This is a genomic window from Blastopirellula marina DSM 3645 (assembly GCF_000153105.1).
Lineage (GTDB): Bacteria > Planctomycetota > Planctomycetia > Pirellulales > Pirellulaceae > Blastopirellula > Blastopirellula marina.
This window is the reverse complement of the sequence record NZ_CH672377.1, coordinates 722,677-736,167: the sequence shown is the minus strand read 5'-3', so window position 1 is coordinate 736,167 and position 13,491 is coordinate 722,677. Positions and strand designations below refer to the sequence as shown.

The 13,491-nt window shown below is 57.4% G+C and carries 11 protein-coding genes; 5 read left to right on the top strand and 6 right to left on the bottom strand.

Annotation, left to right across the window (positions count from 1 at the left end):
• Window positions 1-4 precede the first annotated feature (4 nt).
• Window positions 5-1,036 carry an AAA family ATPase gene (locus DSM3645_RS22065; RefSeq protein ID WP_002654810.1) on the top strand — a complete coding sequence of 344 codons (1,032 nt, stop codon included), beginning with the start codon at window positions 5-7 and terminating at the stop codon, window positions 1,034-1,036.
• A gap of 18 nt (window positions 1,037-1,054) precedes the next feature.
• Window positions 1,055-1,960, top strand: coding sequence for a DUF58 domain-containing protein (locus DSM3645_RS22060; RefSeq protein WP_002654809.1), 906 nt, complete (start codon window positions 1,055-1,057; stop codon window positions 1,958-1,960).
• 99 nt (window positions 1,961-2,059) lie between these two features.
• Here the strand turns inward: DSM3645_RS22060 and DSM3645_RS22055 are convergent, their stop codons facing one another.
• Window positions 2,060-2,350, bottom strand: coding sequence for a hypothetical protein (locus DSM3645_RS22055; protein WP_002654808.1), 291 nt, complete (start codon window positions 2,348-2,350; stop codon window positions 2,060-2,062).
• A gap of 279 nt (window positions 2,351-2,629) precedes the next feature.
• On the opposite strand from DSM3645_RS22055, the gene DSM3645_RS22050 reads away from it, so the two are divergent.
• Entirely contained in the window at window positions 2,630-4,774 is a 2,145-nt protein-coding gene (locus DSM3645_RS22050; protein ID WP_002654807.1) for a prolyl oligopeptidase family serine peptidase, read from the top strand.
• Between the two features lie 231 nt (window positions 4,775-5,005).
• Here DSM3645_RS22050 and DSM3645_RS22045 read toward each other — a convergent pair whose 3' ends face one another.
• Genes DSM3645_RS22045 through DSM3645_RS22035 form a run of 3 tightly spaced genes read right to left on the bottom strand, consistent with a single transcriptional unit; the run spans window position 5,006 to window position 8,815 of the window.
• The gene (locus DSM3645_RS22045; RefSeq protein WP_081444969.1) at window positions 5,006-6,127 is read right to left on the bottom strand and encodes an ABC transporter permease; all 1,122 of its coding nucleotides are present in this window, start codon (window positions 6,125-6,127) and stop codon (window positions 5,006-5,008) included.
• Between the two features lie 30 nt (window positions 6,128-6,157).
• Window positions 6,158-7,657, bottom strand: a complete 1,500-nt coding sequence (locus DSM3645_RS22040; protein WP_002654805.1) for a sugar ABC transporter ATP-binding protein — start codon at window positions 7,655-7,657, stop codon at window positions 6,158-6,160.
• Window positions 7,658-7,699: 42 nt separating this feature from the next.
• A complete protein-coding gene (locus tag DSM3645_RS22035) occupies window positions 7,700-8,815 on the bottom strand; it encodes a substrate-binding domain-containing protein (protein ID WP_002654804.1) in 1,116 nt (371 codons plus the stop codon).
• A 603-nt stretch (window positions 8,816-9,418) separates the two neighbouring features.
• Here DSM3645_RS22035 and DSM3645_RS22030 point away from each other — a divergent pair.
• Window positions 9,419-10,300: a serine/threonine-protein kinase gene (locus DSM3645_RS22030; RefSeq protein ID WP_161603400.1), complete on the top strand. Its 882-nt coding sequence runs from the start codon at window positions 9,419-9,421 to the stop codon at window positions 10,298-10,300.
• Window positions 10,301-10,327: 27 nt separating this feature from the next.
• Here the strand turns inward: DSM3645_RS22030 and DSM3645_RS22025 are convergent, their stop codons facing one another.
• Complete coding sequence (locus DSM3645_RS22025) at window positions 10,328-11,785, bottom strand: hypothetical protein (RefSeq protein ID WP_040352921.1); 1,458 nt, start codon at window positions 11,783-11,785, stop codon at window positions 10,328-10,330.
• 170 nt (window positions 11,786-11,955) lie between these two features.
• Here DSM3645_RS22025 and DSM3645_RS30540 point away from each other — a divergent pair, with 170 nt between their 5' ends.
• Window positions 11,956-12,117, top strand: coding sequence for a hypothetical protein (locus DSM3645_RS30540; protein WP_002654800.1), 162 nt, complete (start codon window positions 11,956-11,958; stop codon window positions 12,115-12,117).
• 122 nt (window positions 12,118-12,239) lie between these two features.
• Here the strand turns inward: DSM3645_RS30540 and DSM3645_RS22020 are convergent, their stop codons facing one another.
• Window positions 12,240-13,340: a serine hydrolase domain-containing protein gene (locus DSM3645_RS22020; protein ID WP_002654799.1), complete on the bottom strand. Its 1,101-nt coding sequence runs from the start codon at window positions 13,338-13,340 to the stop codon at window positions 12,240-12,242.
• Between the last annotated feature and the right edge of the window lie 151 nt (window positions 13,341-13,491).

Sequence of the window (13,491 nt, the reverse complement as noted above, 5' to 3'; positions counted from 1 at the left end):
TTCGATGAGCAGCGAACCGATTTCGCAAGACGACGTCGCCGCGGTGCAGCGGTGCGAACAAGCGTATGGACGGATTCGTGATGAACTGGCCAAGGTGATCGTCGGGCAAAACGACGTCGTCGAACAAGTCCTTGTAGCGATGTTCGCTCGCGGCCACGCGCTGTTGGAAGGCGTGCCGGGTCTGGCCAAGACGTTGTTGATCAGCTCGCTCTCGGACGCGCTGCATCTGACGTTCAAGCGGATTCAATTTACGCCGGACTTGATGCCCAGCGACGTGACAGGCACCGAAGTGATTCAGGAAGATCCCGAAACGCGTCAGCGCGGCTACAAATTTTTGCCGGGACCGCTGTTCGCCAATTTGCTGTTGGCGGACGAAATCAATCGGACGCCTCCCAAGACGCAAGCGGCGATGCTCGAAGCAATGCAAGAGCGGCAAGTCAGCGCGGGCGGTTCGGTTCATAAGCTGCCTGATCCGTTCTTCGTGTTGGCGACGCAAAACCCGCTGGAACAGGAAGGGACCTATCCGCTGCCTGAAGCCCAGTTGGACCGCTTCCTGTTGCATATCAAAGTCGACTATCCAAGCGGCGCCGAAGAATGGGATATCGCGCGTCGCGTGACCACCAACCAAATGGGAAAAATCGAACCGTGCGTCAGCGGCGCTGAGATCCAAGAGTTCCAAAACCTGGTTCGGCGCGTGCCGGTCAGCGATCAAGTCCTCGGTTACGCATGGGCGCTGATTCGCGCGACGCGCACTGGCCAGCCGGAAGCGCCTGACTTTGTCAACAAATGGGTCGCTTGGGGCGCCGGTCCGCGTGGTCTGCTCACCCTGGTCACTTGCGCGAAAGCTCGCGCCATTTTGTACGGACGTTACCATGCGAGCGTCGCCGATGTGCAAGCGGTCGCCAAGCCGGCGCTGCGACATCGCATCGCCGGCAATTATGCAGCCCAAGCGAACAATCTGTCGAGCGAAGATTTGATCGGCATGCTGTTAGATGCGATCCCCGCCGACAAAAAGTACGAACGTCCCGCCGCGTAATTTGCCGAAAGCCTAGTGATGTCCAGCAGCGTTTTAGCACGTTACCTTGATCCGGAAGTTCTGAGCCGCGTCGCCGGCCGCGGCATTGAACCGCGCGGGCTGGTGATGGGAAACCTTGCCGGCGCGCACCGTTCGCCTGCATCCGGTTTCGCCGTCGAATTCGCCGGGCATCGCGAGTATGTCCCCGGCGATGATCCTAAGCATATCGACTGGCGCATCTATTTCACGCGCGACAAGTACTTCATCAAACAGTACGAGATGGAGACGAACTTTACGTGCCATCTGCTGCTCGATATCAGTTCGTCGATGCGCTACGGCGAAGGGGACGAACAAAAGCTGCTGTATGCGTCGCGCATGGCGACCGTCTTAGGACATAGCATCGTACGTCAAAGCGACAAAGTCTCGCTGGCGACGTTCGATACCCACATCCGCGGGCACATTCGCGCGAGCAACTCGATGCATCAAGTGGTGCGCATGACGCAGCACTTGGATGAAGTCGATGCGATCGAAAAAACCAACTTGGCCCAGTGTCTAAGCGAACTGGCCGAACGGATGCAGCGCCGCGAGATCGTGATGATCTTCAGCGATTTCTTTGGTGATTTGGAATCGGTGGAAGCGGCGATCCAGCGTCTGCGGTTCAGCAAGCACGAAGTGGTCCTTTTTCAAGTGATGCACCATGACGAACTTTATTTCGACATGGACGGCATGGTCCGGTTTGTCGGTCTAGAAGTCGCCGAGCAATACCTGGCCCAGCCAGAGGATCTGCGAGCCGCCTATCTCGAAGCGGTCGGCGCCTTCAATGCGCAGCTCGAGGAAATCGCGCTACGCAACGGCTGCGATCATGTGTTGGTCGATACCCGCGAGGATATGGCCGGAATGTTCGCTGACTATCTGAACAAGCGAATGCGCATGCCGCGCCGCTAACCCTCCCTTCCGTCCGGGCCAAATTATCTGCTGAAGTGATTCACTGGACTGGACCGGACTGGACCGGACTGTTCGCTTTTTTTTTGCTCGGCGGTTGCGTTATTCGACATGCTGGTTTCGACCTTTGACATTGTTCCGATAGGGCGGACCGGACTGCTGAATTTTTTTTGCCATCATCTTTCTCGATTTTCGTTCGTGTGGATTGGCGGCCTGTCTAACGGTTTTGTCCGTCGGGCCGGACTGCCCACCGTAAAGACGCTTTGCTCTTGGGGCTGCAGGAGGCGCGTAGAGGAGCGGCGGTTTGTCGGCTTTTGGGCTGACCAGCGCGCGCAGAGGTTGCTCCGTTGTTGCGTATTCGACGCCAGTCTCGTGCGCTTCGTCAAGCGACAATTTTTGGCGGATGCTCCAAGCGTCTCGCTTGCCGCGGAATCGGCTAACTTGATGCTGTTAGCTCATTTGTGGTAGGACGTTTTCTTCTCTGCTCGCGTGATTTTCTGCAGCGCGGGATCGCGATCTCCGAAAAATCAAAGTTCTCAGCGTGGTTTCCGCCGATTTGCAGAGGACCCGACCTTGCCGTGTGGGCTAAGATTGTGGGTTGTCGTCCGTTCTGGACGATCTTTAGGGTCACTCCATTAGCGACCTTCGCAGTCGAAACAGGGATTTCTCGATATGATGTTGCGAATTGCGGCTAGCGCCGCGTGTACTTGGTTGATTTTGGTAACGGCTCCCCTGGCTGTGGTGAGCGGCGAAGAAAATAAGAAGGCGGAAAGCGTGAGCAGCGAAACGGATCCCTACGCGTGGCTAGAAGATGTCGAAGGCGAAAAATCGCTCGATTGGGTGCGAGCGCGAAACGCACTGTCGCAGGCGCAACTGGAGCGCGATCCCAGCTTCGAGAAGCTGCGTGACGATCTGCTGGCCATTTTTGATTCCAACGAGCGAATTGCGTTTGTCCGCAAACGGGGCGAGTACTACTACAACTTTTGGCGCGACGAAAAGAACGAACGAGGAATCTGGCGACGCACGACCCTCGACGAATACAAGAAAGCGGAGCCGCAATGGGAGATCCTGCTCGACCTGGACGAACTCGCCAAAGCCGAGAACGAGAACTGGGTTTGGAGCGGCGCTCAACTGCTGCGTCCTGATTACACGCGCTGTTTGCTCAGCATGTCGCGCGGCGGCGCCGACGCCGATGTCACGCGTGAATATGATCTGACGACGCGGCAGTTTGTGACCGATGGTTTCAATCGCTCGGAAGCGAAGGGAGGGATGAGCTGGATCGACATCGATCATGTCTTTATCTCGACCGACTTCGGGCCGGGTTCGCTGACCAGTTCCGGCTATCCAAGAATCGCCAAACTCTGGACGCGCGGCACGAAGCTGGAAGAGGCCCAGGTCGTCTACGAGGGAGCGATAACCGATTTGTCGATCAGTGCGTCGCATGACAATACGCCGGGCTACGAGCGAAACTTCGTCCGTCGCGCGATCGCGTTTTACAACAACGAGGTTTACCTGTTGAAAGAGGATGGCTCGCTCGCTCTGATCGAAGCGCCGAACTCGGCCGGCAAAGGAGTTCATCGCGACTATCTGACGTTGGAACTGCGCGATGCGTGGACGGTCGGCGAAAAAACTTACGCCGCTGGTTCATTGATCGTCGCCAACTTTGACGACTTCATGGCCGGCAAGCGTGAGTTTACGGTGCTGTTTGAGCCGAATGAACGCAGCGCATTGGCAGGTTACAACTTTACGAAAGACTTTTTGTTGCTGAACGTGCTAGAGGACGTCGCGAGCAAACTGTTTGTCATGCAAGCGGAAGCCGACGGGAGTTGGACAAAGACGCCGCTGGTCGGCGCTCCGACGTTAGGGACGGTCAGCGTTTCGCCGGTCGATGCCGATGAGTCGAACGAATACTTCATGACTTCGACTGACTATTTGACGCCGACCACGCTTTATATGGGCGAAGTCGGCAAAGAGCCGGAAGAGTTAAAGTCGATGCCGGAGTTTTTTGACACGACCGGTTTAAAAGTGACGCAGCACTTTGCCACGAGCAAAGATGGCACGAAGATTCCGTACTTCATGCTCTATCGCGACGAGATGAAGTACGACGGCGCCAACCCGACGCTGTTGTATGGCTACGGCGGATTTGAAGTCTCGCTGCAACCCGGCTATCGCGCCACCGTCGGCCGCGCCTGGTCGACGCAAGGAGGCGTCTATGTCGTCGCCAACATCCGCGGCGGCGGCGAATATGGGCCTCGTTGGCACCAAGCGGCGCTCAAGCAAAACCGGCTAAAAGCGTACGAAGATTTCGCCGCGGTCGGACAAGACCTGATCGATCGCCGAGTGACTTCGACCCAGCATCTGGGGATTCAGGGGGGCTCCAACGGCGGACTGTTGGTCGGCAACATGGTCGCTCTTTATCCACAGCTGTTTAAAGCGGCCGTCTGTCAGGTTCCGCTGCTCGACATGAAACGGTACAGCCATCTGTTGGCGGGGGCCTCTTGGATGGCCGAATATGGAAACCCTGACGTGCCGGAAGAATGGGAGTTCATCCGAACCTATTCGCCCTATCACAATGTAAAAGAAAGTGTCGACTATCCAACGGTCTTCTTCACCACGTCCACACGCGACGATCGCGTCCATCCTGGTCACGCGCGGAAGATGTTCGCCAAAATGGAAGCATGGGGCAAAGATGTTCTCTACTATGAGAACATCGAAGGCGGACACGGCGGCGCCGCCAACAATCGCCAATCGGCCTTCATGACCGCGATGGCGTTCACGTTCTTAAAGCAGCAGCTCTTTCCGCCGGCGAAAGAATAAGCGGCAGCAGAAGCAGCGAAACAGAAAACGGGGGCAGGTCCAATACCGTTCGGCCCGAGATTTGCGCCAGGTTAAGAGTCCGCTTTCACGCCGTTTTTCCGATTTGCGGGCGCCATTGCCACGGCCTTGCGTGGCAATGATTGTGCGTGAAATGAACGTTTGGCGGCGCGCTGCTTGCAAATTTGCTGCCCACATTCACGACAGGAATCAACCGTGAAGCGCGTTCCTATCCTACGATGGGGACGCGTTCTGTTTTTCTAGCAGCGCCGCTTCTTGGCTGGCGCGACGTTGGGCGATGATTCTCCGCGCGATTTCGTCGGCGATGACGCCGATCAAGATAACGCCGCCGACCACGGCGAACTCCAGCTCTTGGATCGACCACATCTCGATCGAGTTTTGTAGTACCCGCAAAATTGCGGTGCCGATGACGACGCCGATGATCGAACCTTCGCCGCCGCGTAAGCTGCAGCCTCCTAGCACCGCCGCAGCGATCGCATACAGTTCGTAAAAATTGCCAAAGGTGCTCGGCATGACGCTGCCGATGTCGATCGAGAACAAGACTCCGGCGACGCCGGCCATCGCGGTGCAGATCATATAGCTGATGATCACCATCGTGTCGGTTCGCACGCCGCTATAACGTGCGGCCTGTTCGTTTTTGCCGAGCGCTTTCAGATGGCGTCCGAACACGGTCCAGTTCAAAAAGATCGCCGCGATGATCGCGATCGCCGCCAAATAAAGGATTGGCGGGTGAAGCGGGACCCAGTCGTACCAATCAAGCGAGATTCGTTCTCCGGCGTCATTCAGTGCGAAGTGTCCCGGTTGATCGCCGCGACTGGGGAGCCATTTATGGAAGCTCCAATAGCCTTCGTTAATCCAAGGTAGAAAAGGAACGGGAATACTTCCCCATTCGTAGTTGATCAGATAGCTGAGACGCTGAAAGCCGCCAACCGAACTGCCGCCGGCCGTTGCGCGGGCTAGACCGCGCAAGATCAGCAGACCGCAAAGCGTGACGACAAATGGTTGCAGTTTTAACTTCGTGATGAGCAAACCGTAAACCAGACCAAGCAGCGTCGACATTACCAATACCATCATGATGGCCGCCGCAGGCGGAAGGTTGTACTGCGCCATCAGCACGCCGAACAAGCTGCCAACTAGCGCTAGCATCGATCCGATCGAAAGATCGATTCCCCCTGTAATGATGACAAACGCGACGCCGATTCCCATGACGCCGTAAAGCGACGTCCAGCGGATGATGTTCGCCAGATTCCCTGGTTCCACAAATCGTGGGCGAAAGATCGCCGTGACGACGCAGATCAGCACCAGCAAGAATAGCATTCCCCAACTTTTATTCATTCAGCAGCCCTTGTGTCGCCTGATGGTTCGCTATGTTGTCGCTGCGCTCGCTGCGCCGGTCGCTAGTCGCATGATCGCCTGTTCGCTCAGTTGCCCGCGCTCGAGTTGGCCGGCGATCCGTCCTTCGTGCATGACCAACGTCCGGTCGGACATGCCGATCACTTCTTCCATTTCACTGGAAGCGAAGAGAATCGCGACTCCTTGATGCGCGAGCGTCTCCATCATCTCATAAATCTCGTGCTTCGCGCCAATATCAATGCCGCGCGTCGGTTCGTCGAGCAGCAGCACCTGGGGGCCCATTGCTAACCATTTGGCGATCACCGCTTTTTGTTGGTTGCCCCCTGAGAGGAACTGAATAATTTGCCCCGGGCCCGGCGTCTTGATCCGCAACTTTTGGATCATTGCGTCGGCGGTCGATTTCTCCCAGCGAGTAGGCAAGATGCCGGCGGTGGAGGCCCGCATCAAACCTGGCAACGTGATGTTCTCGCCGACCGTCATCTCAATCACCAAGCCGTCTTGTTTTCGGTCTTCGGGAATGAGGAACAGTCCAGCGGCGATCGCGTCGCGGGGACTTCGCAAGCGAATCCGCTTGCCGGCGACTTCGACCGATCCTCCGGCGCTGCGGCGAACGCCAAACAGCGTTTCCAGCAGTTCCGTTCGGCCGGCGCCAACCAGACCCGCCAGACCGACGATCTCGCCGGCTTTTAGCTCTAGATCAAGCGGAAAAGCGGCCTTCCCACGGACGCGAACTCCCTGGGCCGATAGCACGACTTCGCCAGCGGAGTGCGGCACATGCGGGAAAAATTGATCCAGATCGCGGCCCACCATTAGGCGAACCATTTGTTCATGCGTGATCTCGTCCCGTTCCAGCTCGCCTGAGTTTCTCCCATCACGCAGCGCTACGACGCGGTCGGCGACATGATGAATTTCGCTTAAGCGGTGCGAGATATAGACGATACTGACGCCGCGCTGCCGCAGCGTGTGGATCACGCGAAAGAGATTTTCGACTTCGCCGGTCGAGAGACTAGAAGTCGGTTCGTCCATGATCAGCACCTGAGCGTCGGACGCTAGCGCCTTGGCGATCTCGACCAATTGTCGTCGCCCGATCGAGAGCGACGCCAAAGAGGTTGTCGGCTGGATATCGAGCCCTACTTGTTGCAAGACTTCCGCAGCGCGGCGATCCATTTCGCGACGGCGCAAAAAGCCGCAGCTCCGCGGTTCTTTGCCCAGAAAAATATTCGCCGCGACATCTAGGTTGTCGCACAGATTCAACTCTTGGTGAATCAGCGCGATTCCTTGTTTCTCGGCGTCGCGGACGGTGCGAATCTCCACCGCGCGACCATCGATGCGGATTTCGCCTTCGTCGGGGGTTTGAATCCCGGCCAAGATCTTCATCAACGTGCTTTTGCCGGCGCCGTTCTCGCCGATCACCGCGATCGATTGGCCAGGGGCGATCGACAGGCTGACATCTTGGAGCGCCTGGACGCCGGGAAAACGTTTCGAGACATGGCAGACTTCAAGCAGCGGCACGCGAACGCCTTTCGTACGTGGGCAGGGGGTTGCGGGGCGTGCTTACTGTGGCGCCGACTCGGCCGCCGAAGCGGCGGCTTCGGCTCCGGCGGCGTATTGCGGGGGGATCGGCTTGTCGAGCAGTTCGTCGATGACCCCTTGGCTGCGCTCTTGGGCGTTCAGTTGCTCAAGCTTGCCGACAAAGATCGCGACTTCGCCGCCGTCGGGGATCGCTTCTTTCACCAGTTTGCCGACGGCGCGCCCCGCCAGATAGTTGCCGGTTCCAATATAGAACAAGCGATTCGTATCGGGAGCGTCGCTGTCGTGACAAATGACCTTCATCTTTTCGCAGGCGCGATTGATCAGGTTCCCCTGATTCTCTTTGTCAATCGGCGACAGTGCGAGACCTTGACAATCGTCATTCAATTTTCGCTCGATAAAACGCTTTTGCTCTTCGGCGCTGGCGGTCGGCGGATGATAGACGTCGCACGAAGCGTTAAAGATCGGCTCGGCGCATTGCACGCCGCGTTCGGCCAGGGTCCAAAACGGATCGACCGTATTGGTCAAAAACGCCAGGCTCACCGGCTCGCTGGTGTCGTAGTCGTCCCGTGCGCTGGCGGGAGCTTTGCCGTCGCCGGCCATCATCTGCTCGATATCGGATTTGAACTGGGCGGCGTCGGCGGGACGAATCACCCGATGTGGGATATAGAGGATTTCGCTCTCAGGCACATCGACCTTTTGACCCCGAACCAATGCCGAAAGATATTCGACCGATTTGAAGCCGAACAAAAATGGCTGTTGCACAACGGTGCCGAAAATCTTGCCGGCTTCGATCCCTTTCAGCGTCTCAATGTCCTCGTCAAAGCCGACGATTTTGATGTCGTTCTGCTTTCCGGCATTTTCGACGGCCCGCAAAATTGTAGGGGGATTGTAGGCGTAAAGGCCGACCATGCAGTTTAAATTTGGATATTTCGAGATCGCAGCTTCAGCATTTTGTTTGGCCCGGTCATGATTTCCGCTGTCGGAGCGCAGGTCGAGAATCGTGTATTTGCCGTTAGTCAGGGGAAATTCGTTCTTGACCGCTCCCCCCGAAGTGCCCGCGGGGTTCGACTGAGAACTGCATCCGACTGCGGCCGAAGCGGCGATGGCGCACGCCTTTAGAAAGAGACGACGTTTCATAAGGCTGGCCTAAAGCGGAAGAGGGAGACAGGGGAGAAATCAAAAGTAGACAAGTCGCTATTTTAAGGTGACATCGATGCAGAGGCAACTGACGCACAGCAAAGCGATAAGTAATGTGTCCAAATACCCCGTTATGATCCGATCATTCGGCAACGCGCATAAAAAAACGCACGCCCCACAGGACGCGCGTCGCGATTTCGTATTTCCGCAGTGAACCCGAAGGGCCGCTGGGAAGTCGAAATAGATAACTAGTTGGTGGTGTTAGCCGGCGGAGGAGTCGTCGGGGGTTCCGACGGAGCACAACCGACAAACGGAGCGGCCAAGGAGGCCAGCACCACTGCAACCATCAACGTCTTCATGATTTTCATCTGCATAATCCTTCTTCAAATTGCGACGTTTTCCACGTATGTGCCAGTCTACTGAAAGGTATTCAGGTACTCAACTACGCGTTTTTTTCCCCTGCTTGGGTTCATAAAATTTAGAACGGTAAAATCGGCGCCATCAGGCTAACACGATTCGCCGACGCTCCATCGTGTAATTCGGCCCAGCAGGCCGACTATTAGATACAAGGTCTTTCACCTTCTTCCCCTTCCGCAGATGCTCATGCAGCCGACTCTTGCACATCGAAAACTTCGCACCCCCGCGCGCCAATCGGTCGTGGGAGATTGGCGCATCGGGAACCTGGTCGCGCGAGGTTCGTTCTGCGACGTCTCGCGAGCCCAGCCCCTGGGAGGCAAGGGGATCGCGTGGGACTACGCGATTAAAACGTTACGACCCGAATATGCGACCGATCCGTTAGCCTTAGAAATGTTGCGGCGCGAAATCCGCGTTTCGCAGCAGGTCGCTTCGCCCCGCTTGGCGACGGTTCTCGCGCATCAGATCGGCGGTAGTGAAGAAGCGTATTTGGTCTTTCCCTATCTGACCGGCGTGACCCTTCATCAGTTGGTTCCCCGCCGTGGTCCGTTGGCGGCGCGGATTTGGATTATTCGCCAGGTGGCCGAAGGCTTGGCTGCGCTGCATGCCGCCGGTTGGCGGCATGGCGATGTGAAACCGGAAAACGTCATCATTGACGCAAGCGGCAGAGTGACGCTGATCGATCTCGGTTTCGCAACGCAAATCGGTATCGAAGAAGTCGACGCGGTGCAGTACCAGAAGGGGACGCCGCGGTATATGGCGCCGGAACTGTTCACGTCGACGCTGGCCGCCTCGGATGCGAGTGATCTGTATAGCTTGGGCGTCATGGCCTTTGAACTGTTATCAGGGCATCGACTTTTTGATACCGTTGATTTGGCGAAGATCGTCGCCGCTCACAAGTCGCACACGCCGCCGCCGCTGCGCCGCTTCTTGCCGAATGCTCCGGCGGCGCTGGCGACTTTGATCGCCAGGATGTTGGCGAAAGATCCGCTCCGCCGTCCCGAGACCGCCGATGATGTCGCCGAGCGACTCCGCAGTCTCGAGTTTGAAACGATCGGCATGGTTGGCTAGAACGGGCGGTTCGAGCGGCCCCCGGCGTTATCGCTTGATGTCGGCTTTCTCATGACGGCTTAAGACAACGACGCGATGCGCCGTCAGGTGGGGCCGCGTAAATTCTTTGGATGTCGAGACTTGCCCATACAGACCGACCTTCTGTTTCTGGTAACGTCGCAAGTTGATCCCCGGTGACGGCGTGACAAACTGCAGCACGTTGCCGTCCTCATCGGTCAGCGCGAACGGCGGAGTATAGCGGGCCGAGTTTTTCGCCGACGACGCGCGTTTGATGACCGGCATCAACCAGCCTTCGCCGTCGAAACGAGGGTCGTGATCGTCGCCGCCGACATAGACGCCGGTCCCAATCGGATCGGACTTGTCCCCCTCAGCGCCGCCATCGCTCGTCATGCTTGCCGAAGCGACATCCACTTTCGGTTGGTCGGTGGAGATGGTCGCCGCGATCTTCGACGCTTCGCGTTTGCGCGTTTGCAGTTGAGCGAACTCTTCGATCTTTTCCACCATCACGAGCGCTTCGCCGCGTTCGAGCGGAGTCGCGCCGGTGTACCGCAACTGCTGCGCTGCTGCTTTTAATGTATCAAACTGCCAAAGGTCGATCGGCAATGCGACCGTCTTGGTCAACTCCGCTTCTAGCCACTGGATCGAGGCGCGAAAGTCGCCCCCAAAATCGGGCATCGTCGCCGGCGCCGCGATCGTCCGGCTGGACGAACCGGGGACCATCGCGACGGCGCTCGCTTTGGCGTGATTCAGCGGACCAGGCGGAAGACTCGCCGTCACTGGAATTTGCGTGCTCGGCGGAGCGGCGACAAATTGCGTCGTGCTGTTTTTTACCGGAAGCGGTTCGGGATCATCGATGCTCCAGGGAGAATCATCGGAACGCTTGCTCCATCCGCCGGCCGATGCGTTCATCCGCGGCGCCGGCGTGGTGCTGCCGGCCGCGGCACTCGCCGCAACCTCGGGCAGCTTCCCGACGGTATCGGCTTTGATCCAGCGAAACTCGCCTGCCGGTGGAGCGATCTTGATCCATTTTTCGACTTGGCCTGTCTCAGCGTTTAGCGACTGTCCGCTGCCGAGCGTTTGGACGACTTCGCCTCGCATCAGCCGAACATGCGCGGCGTCGCGGCGCTCTTCGAGTCGGCTGCCGATAAAGCAGGGAGCCTCGTCGCGCGAAGCTTCCATCAGGTTCGGTTTGTCGGTCGCGATCAGCGCGTCGGCCAAGATCCAGCTAAAACTGCCGTGCGGCGGGCGAATCGCCAGCCAGCCGTTTTCTTCCTCGGCGTAGATCTCAATCTCGGCGCCTTCTTCTAAGAAGTCGCAGACGTAATATTTTTCGCCGGGACCGCTGAAGATGTCCGATACCTTCGCGGTGATCACCGCACGCTCCGGCGTCGGCGCAGCGGCGTGCACGACGGTCGCCATTAGCAACTGAGCCACACAGGTAGCGGCGAAGCGAGTCAGCGTAAAGCGTTCTAGTGATAGTTTCATCGAACCAGCCCAGCTAGCGCAGTTTCCCCCCTGCGTAGATGCACTGTGGTGAATACCTGATTCGACCTGTCGATTCAAGAGCGATAGAATGTGGTGCTAGCGAGAGCGCCAGAAATAGTTAGAGCGATTCCTGCAGTTGAAAAATCGATTGATCCGAAAGTGAACGCCAAATGTTGAAAACACTTGCCTTCCTTCTGGTATTCGCCTTCCTGGGACTCGGCGTCACCGGAATCGTAATGCACGACTACCGCAGCTACTTGTTCGCCGCAGGGACGCTTTGCTTGGTTGTCGGCTTTGGGCTGTGGAAGTTGCGCACGGCGCGGGAGTCATAGGCCATTGCTCGCCGGCCGCTCTTCACGCGTCCGGAGAAATCTTGGGGCGCCTGCGCCGACCCGGTCGCGAAGACCGGGGGACGCTTTAGCGACAAGATCCTGCGCCATCCGTCGACAAACGGTTACTTCGCCGGCGCCATCTCTGTCATCAACGCTCTGGCGATGATATTGGCCGTTTGACCACCAGACGGGGTCGCCTGCAGATTGGTCAAAACGATCATTGTGAGTCCTGTTTTCGGGTCATGCCCCATAAAGGTATGGTAGCCCGGCAGCGAGCCGTCGTGTCCGAGCATGGGGCCCATTTTCGCAATGCCTAGACCATAGCCGGCGCTATCGGGATCGTCGGGATCGTTGGACTGAATGCTTTCGATTTGTATCTTATGCATCGCAGGCGAAAATAGTTGTCCGCCGACCAGCGCTTCGACATAGGTCGCTAAGTCTTTCGCCGTCGAAATAGCTCCGCCGGCCGCCCAACTCCACGACGGATTCGCATTGGTCACGTCGCTGGGAAGGAGCTTGCCGGCCAGGGCTTGCTGCTGTTGCTCTGGGGTCAAAACCGAGTTTTGATTGGTGCCAAACAAATAACCATGCGCAAACGGCGGCGGCATCTGGTTATCCTCCCGGGCCGGCAGTAGCGTTCGCGTCATCTTCAACGGGGCAAAGATTCGCTGCTCGTACGCTTTCTCCAGCGTCATTCCGGTCAAGCGCTGGACCAAGACCCCCAGCATCACGTAGTTGGTATTGGAATAGAAGAACTCTGTTCCCGGCGGAAACATCGGCTTTTGCTCGATCCCCATTTGAATCAACGCTTCCGGCGTGAACGACTGCTCCGGATGTTCGTCAAGGATTCGATTGAACGACTTCAGTTCGCTATAGGTGGGAATCCCGCTCCGCATTCTAAGCAGATCGGCGATCGTGATTTTGTCTCCTTGCGGAACGTCGGGGAAGTACTGCGAGACTTTGTCGTCCAGCTTTATCTTGCCTGCCTGCACCAATTGCAGAATCACGACGCCGGTCATTGTTTTGGTGTTGGAACCGATCCGAAACGCCATATCGGTTTGCATCGATTGTCCGGTTTTCAGATCGGCGACGCCAAACGCTTGCAACCATTGCTGGTCCCCTTGCCGCAAGAGCACGACCGCTCCGGGAACGGCGTTGTCTTGAAGCAACTGCTCCACAGTAGCGGCCAACTTGGCCTGGTCGGCAGGCCATTGGCCATGCACGTTTGCGCTAAATATGCAGACAAAAAGGGAAGCGACCCCGAGAGTGCAATTTCGGAAAATGTCCATGAGCCCAGTCACCATTTCGTTGGTCAAGCAGTTAGCAGTTAGAGGGATGCTCAACTATAGGTTACAAAGTTCGGCCCCCGATTGG

Bases quoted from the DNA above. Each gene is read 5' to 3' on its own strand.
- DSM3645_RS22065 (WP_002654810.1), top strand. From the start codon at position 5: ATGAGCAGCGAACCGATTTCGCAAGACGACGTCGCCGCGGTGCAGCGG.
- DSM3645_RS22060 (WP_002654809.1), top strand. From the start codon at position 1,055: ATGTCCAGCAGCGTTTTAGCACGTTACCTTGATCCGGAAGTTCTGAGC.
- DSM3645_RS22050 (WP_002654807.1), top strand. From the start codon at position 2,630: ATGATGTTGCGAATTGCGGCTAGCGCCGCGTGTACTTGGTTGATTTTG.
- DSM3645_RS22045 (WP_081444969.1), bottom strand. From the start codon at position 6,127: ATGAATAAAAGTTGGGGAATGCTATTCTTGCTGGTGCTGATCTGCGTC.
- DSM3645_RS22035 (WP_002654804.1), bottom strand. From the start codon at position 8,815: ATGAAACGTCGTCTCTTTCTAAAGGCGTGCGCCATCGCCGCTTCGGCC.
- DSM3645_RS22030 (WP_161603400.1), top strand. From the start codon at position 9,419: ATGCAGCCGACTCTTGCACATCGAAAACTTCGCACCCCCGCGCGCCAA.
- DSM3645_RS22025 (WP_040352921.1), bottom strand. From the start codon at position 11,785: ATGAAACTATCACTAGAACGCTTTACGCTGACTCGCTTCGCCGCTACC.
- DSM3645_RS30540 (WP_002654800.1), top strand. From the start codon at position 11,956: ATGTTGAAAACACTTGCCTTCCTTCTGGTATTCGCCTTCCTGGGACTC.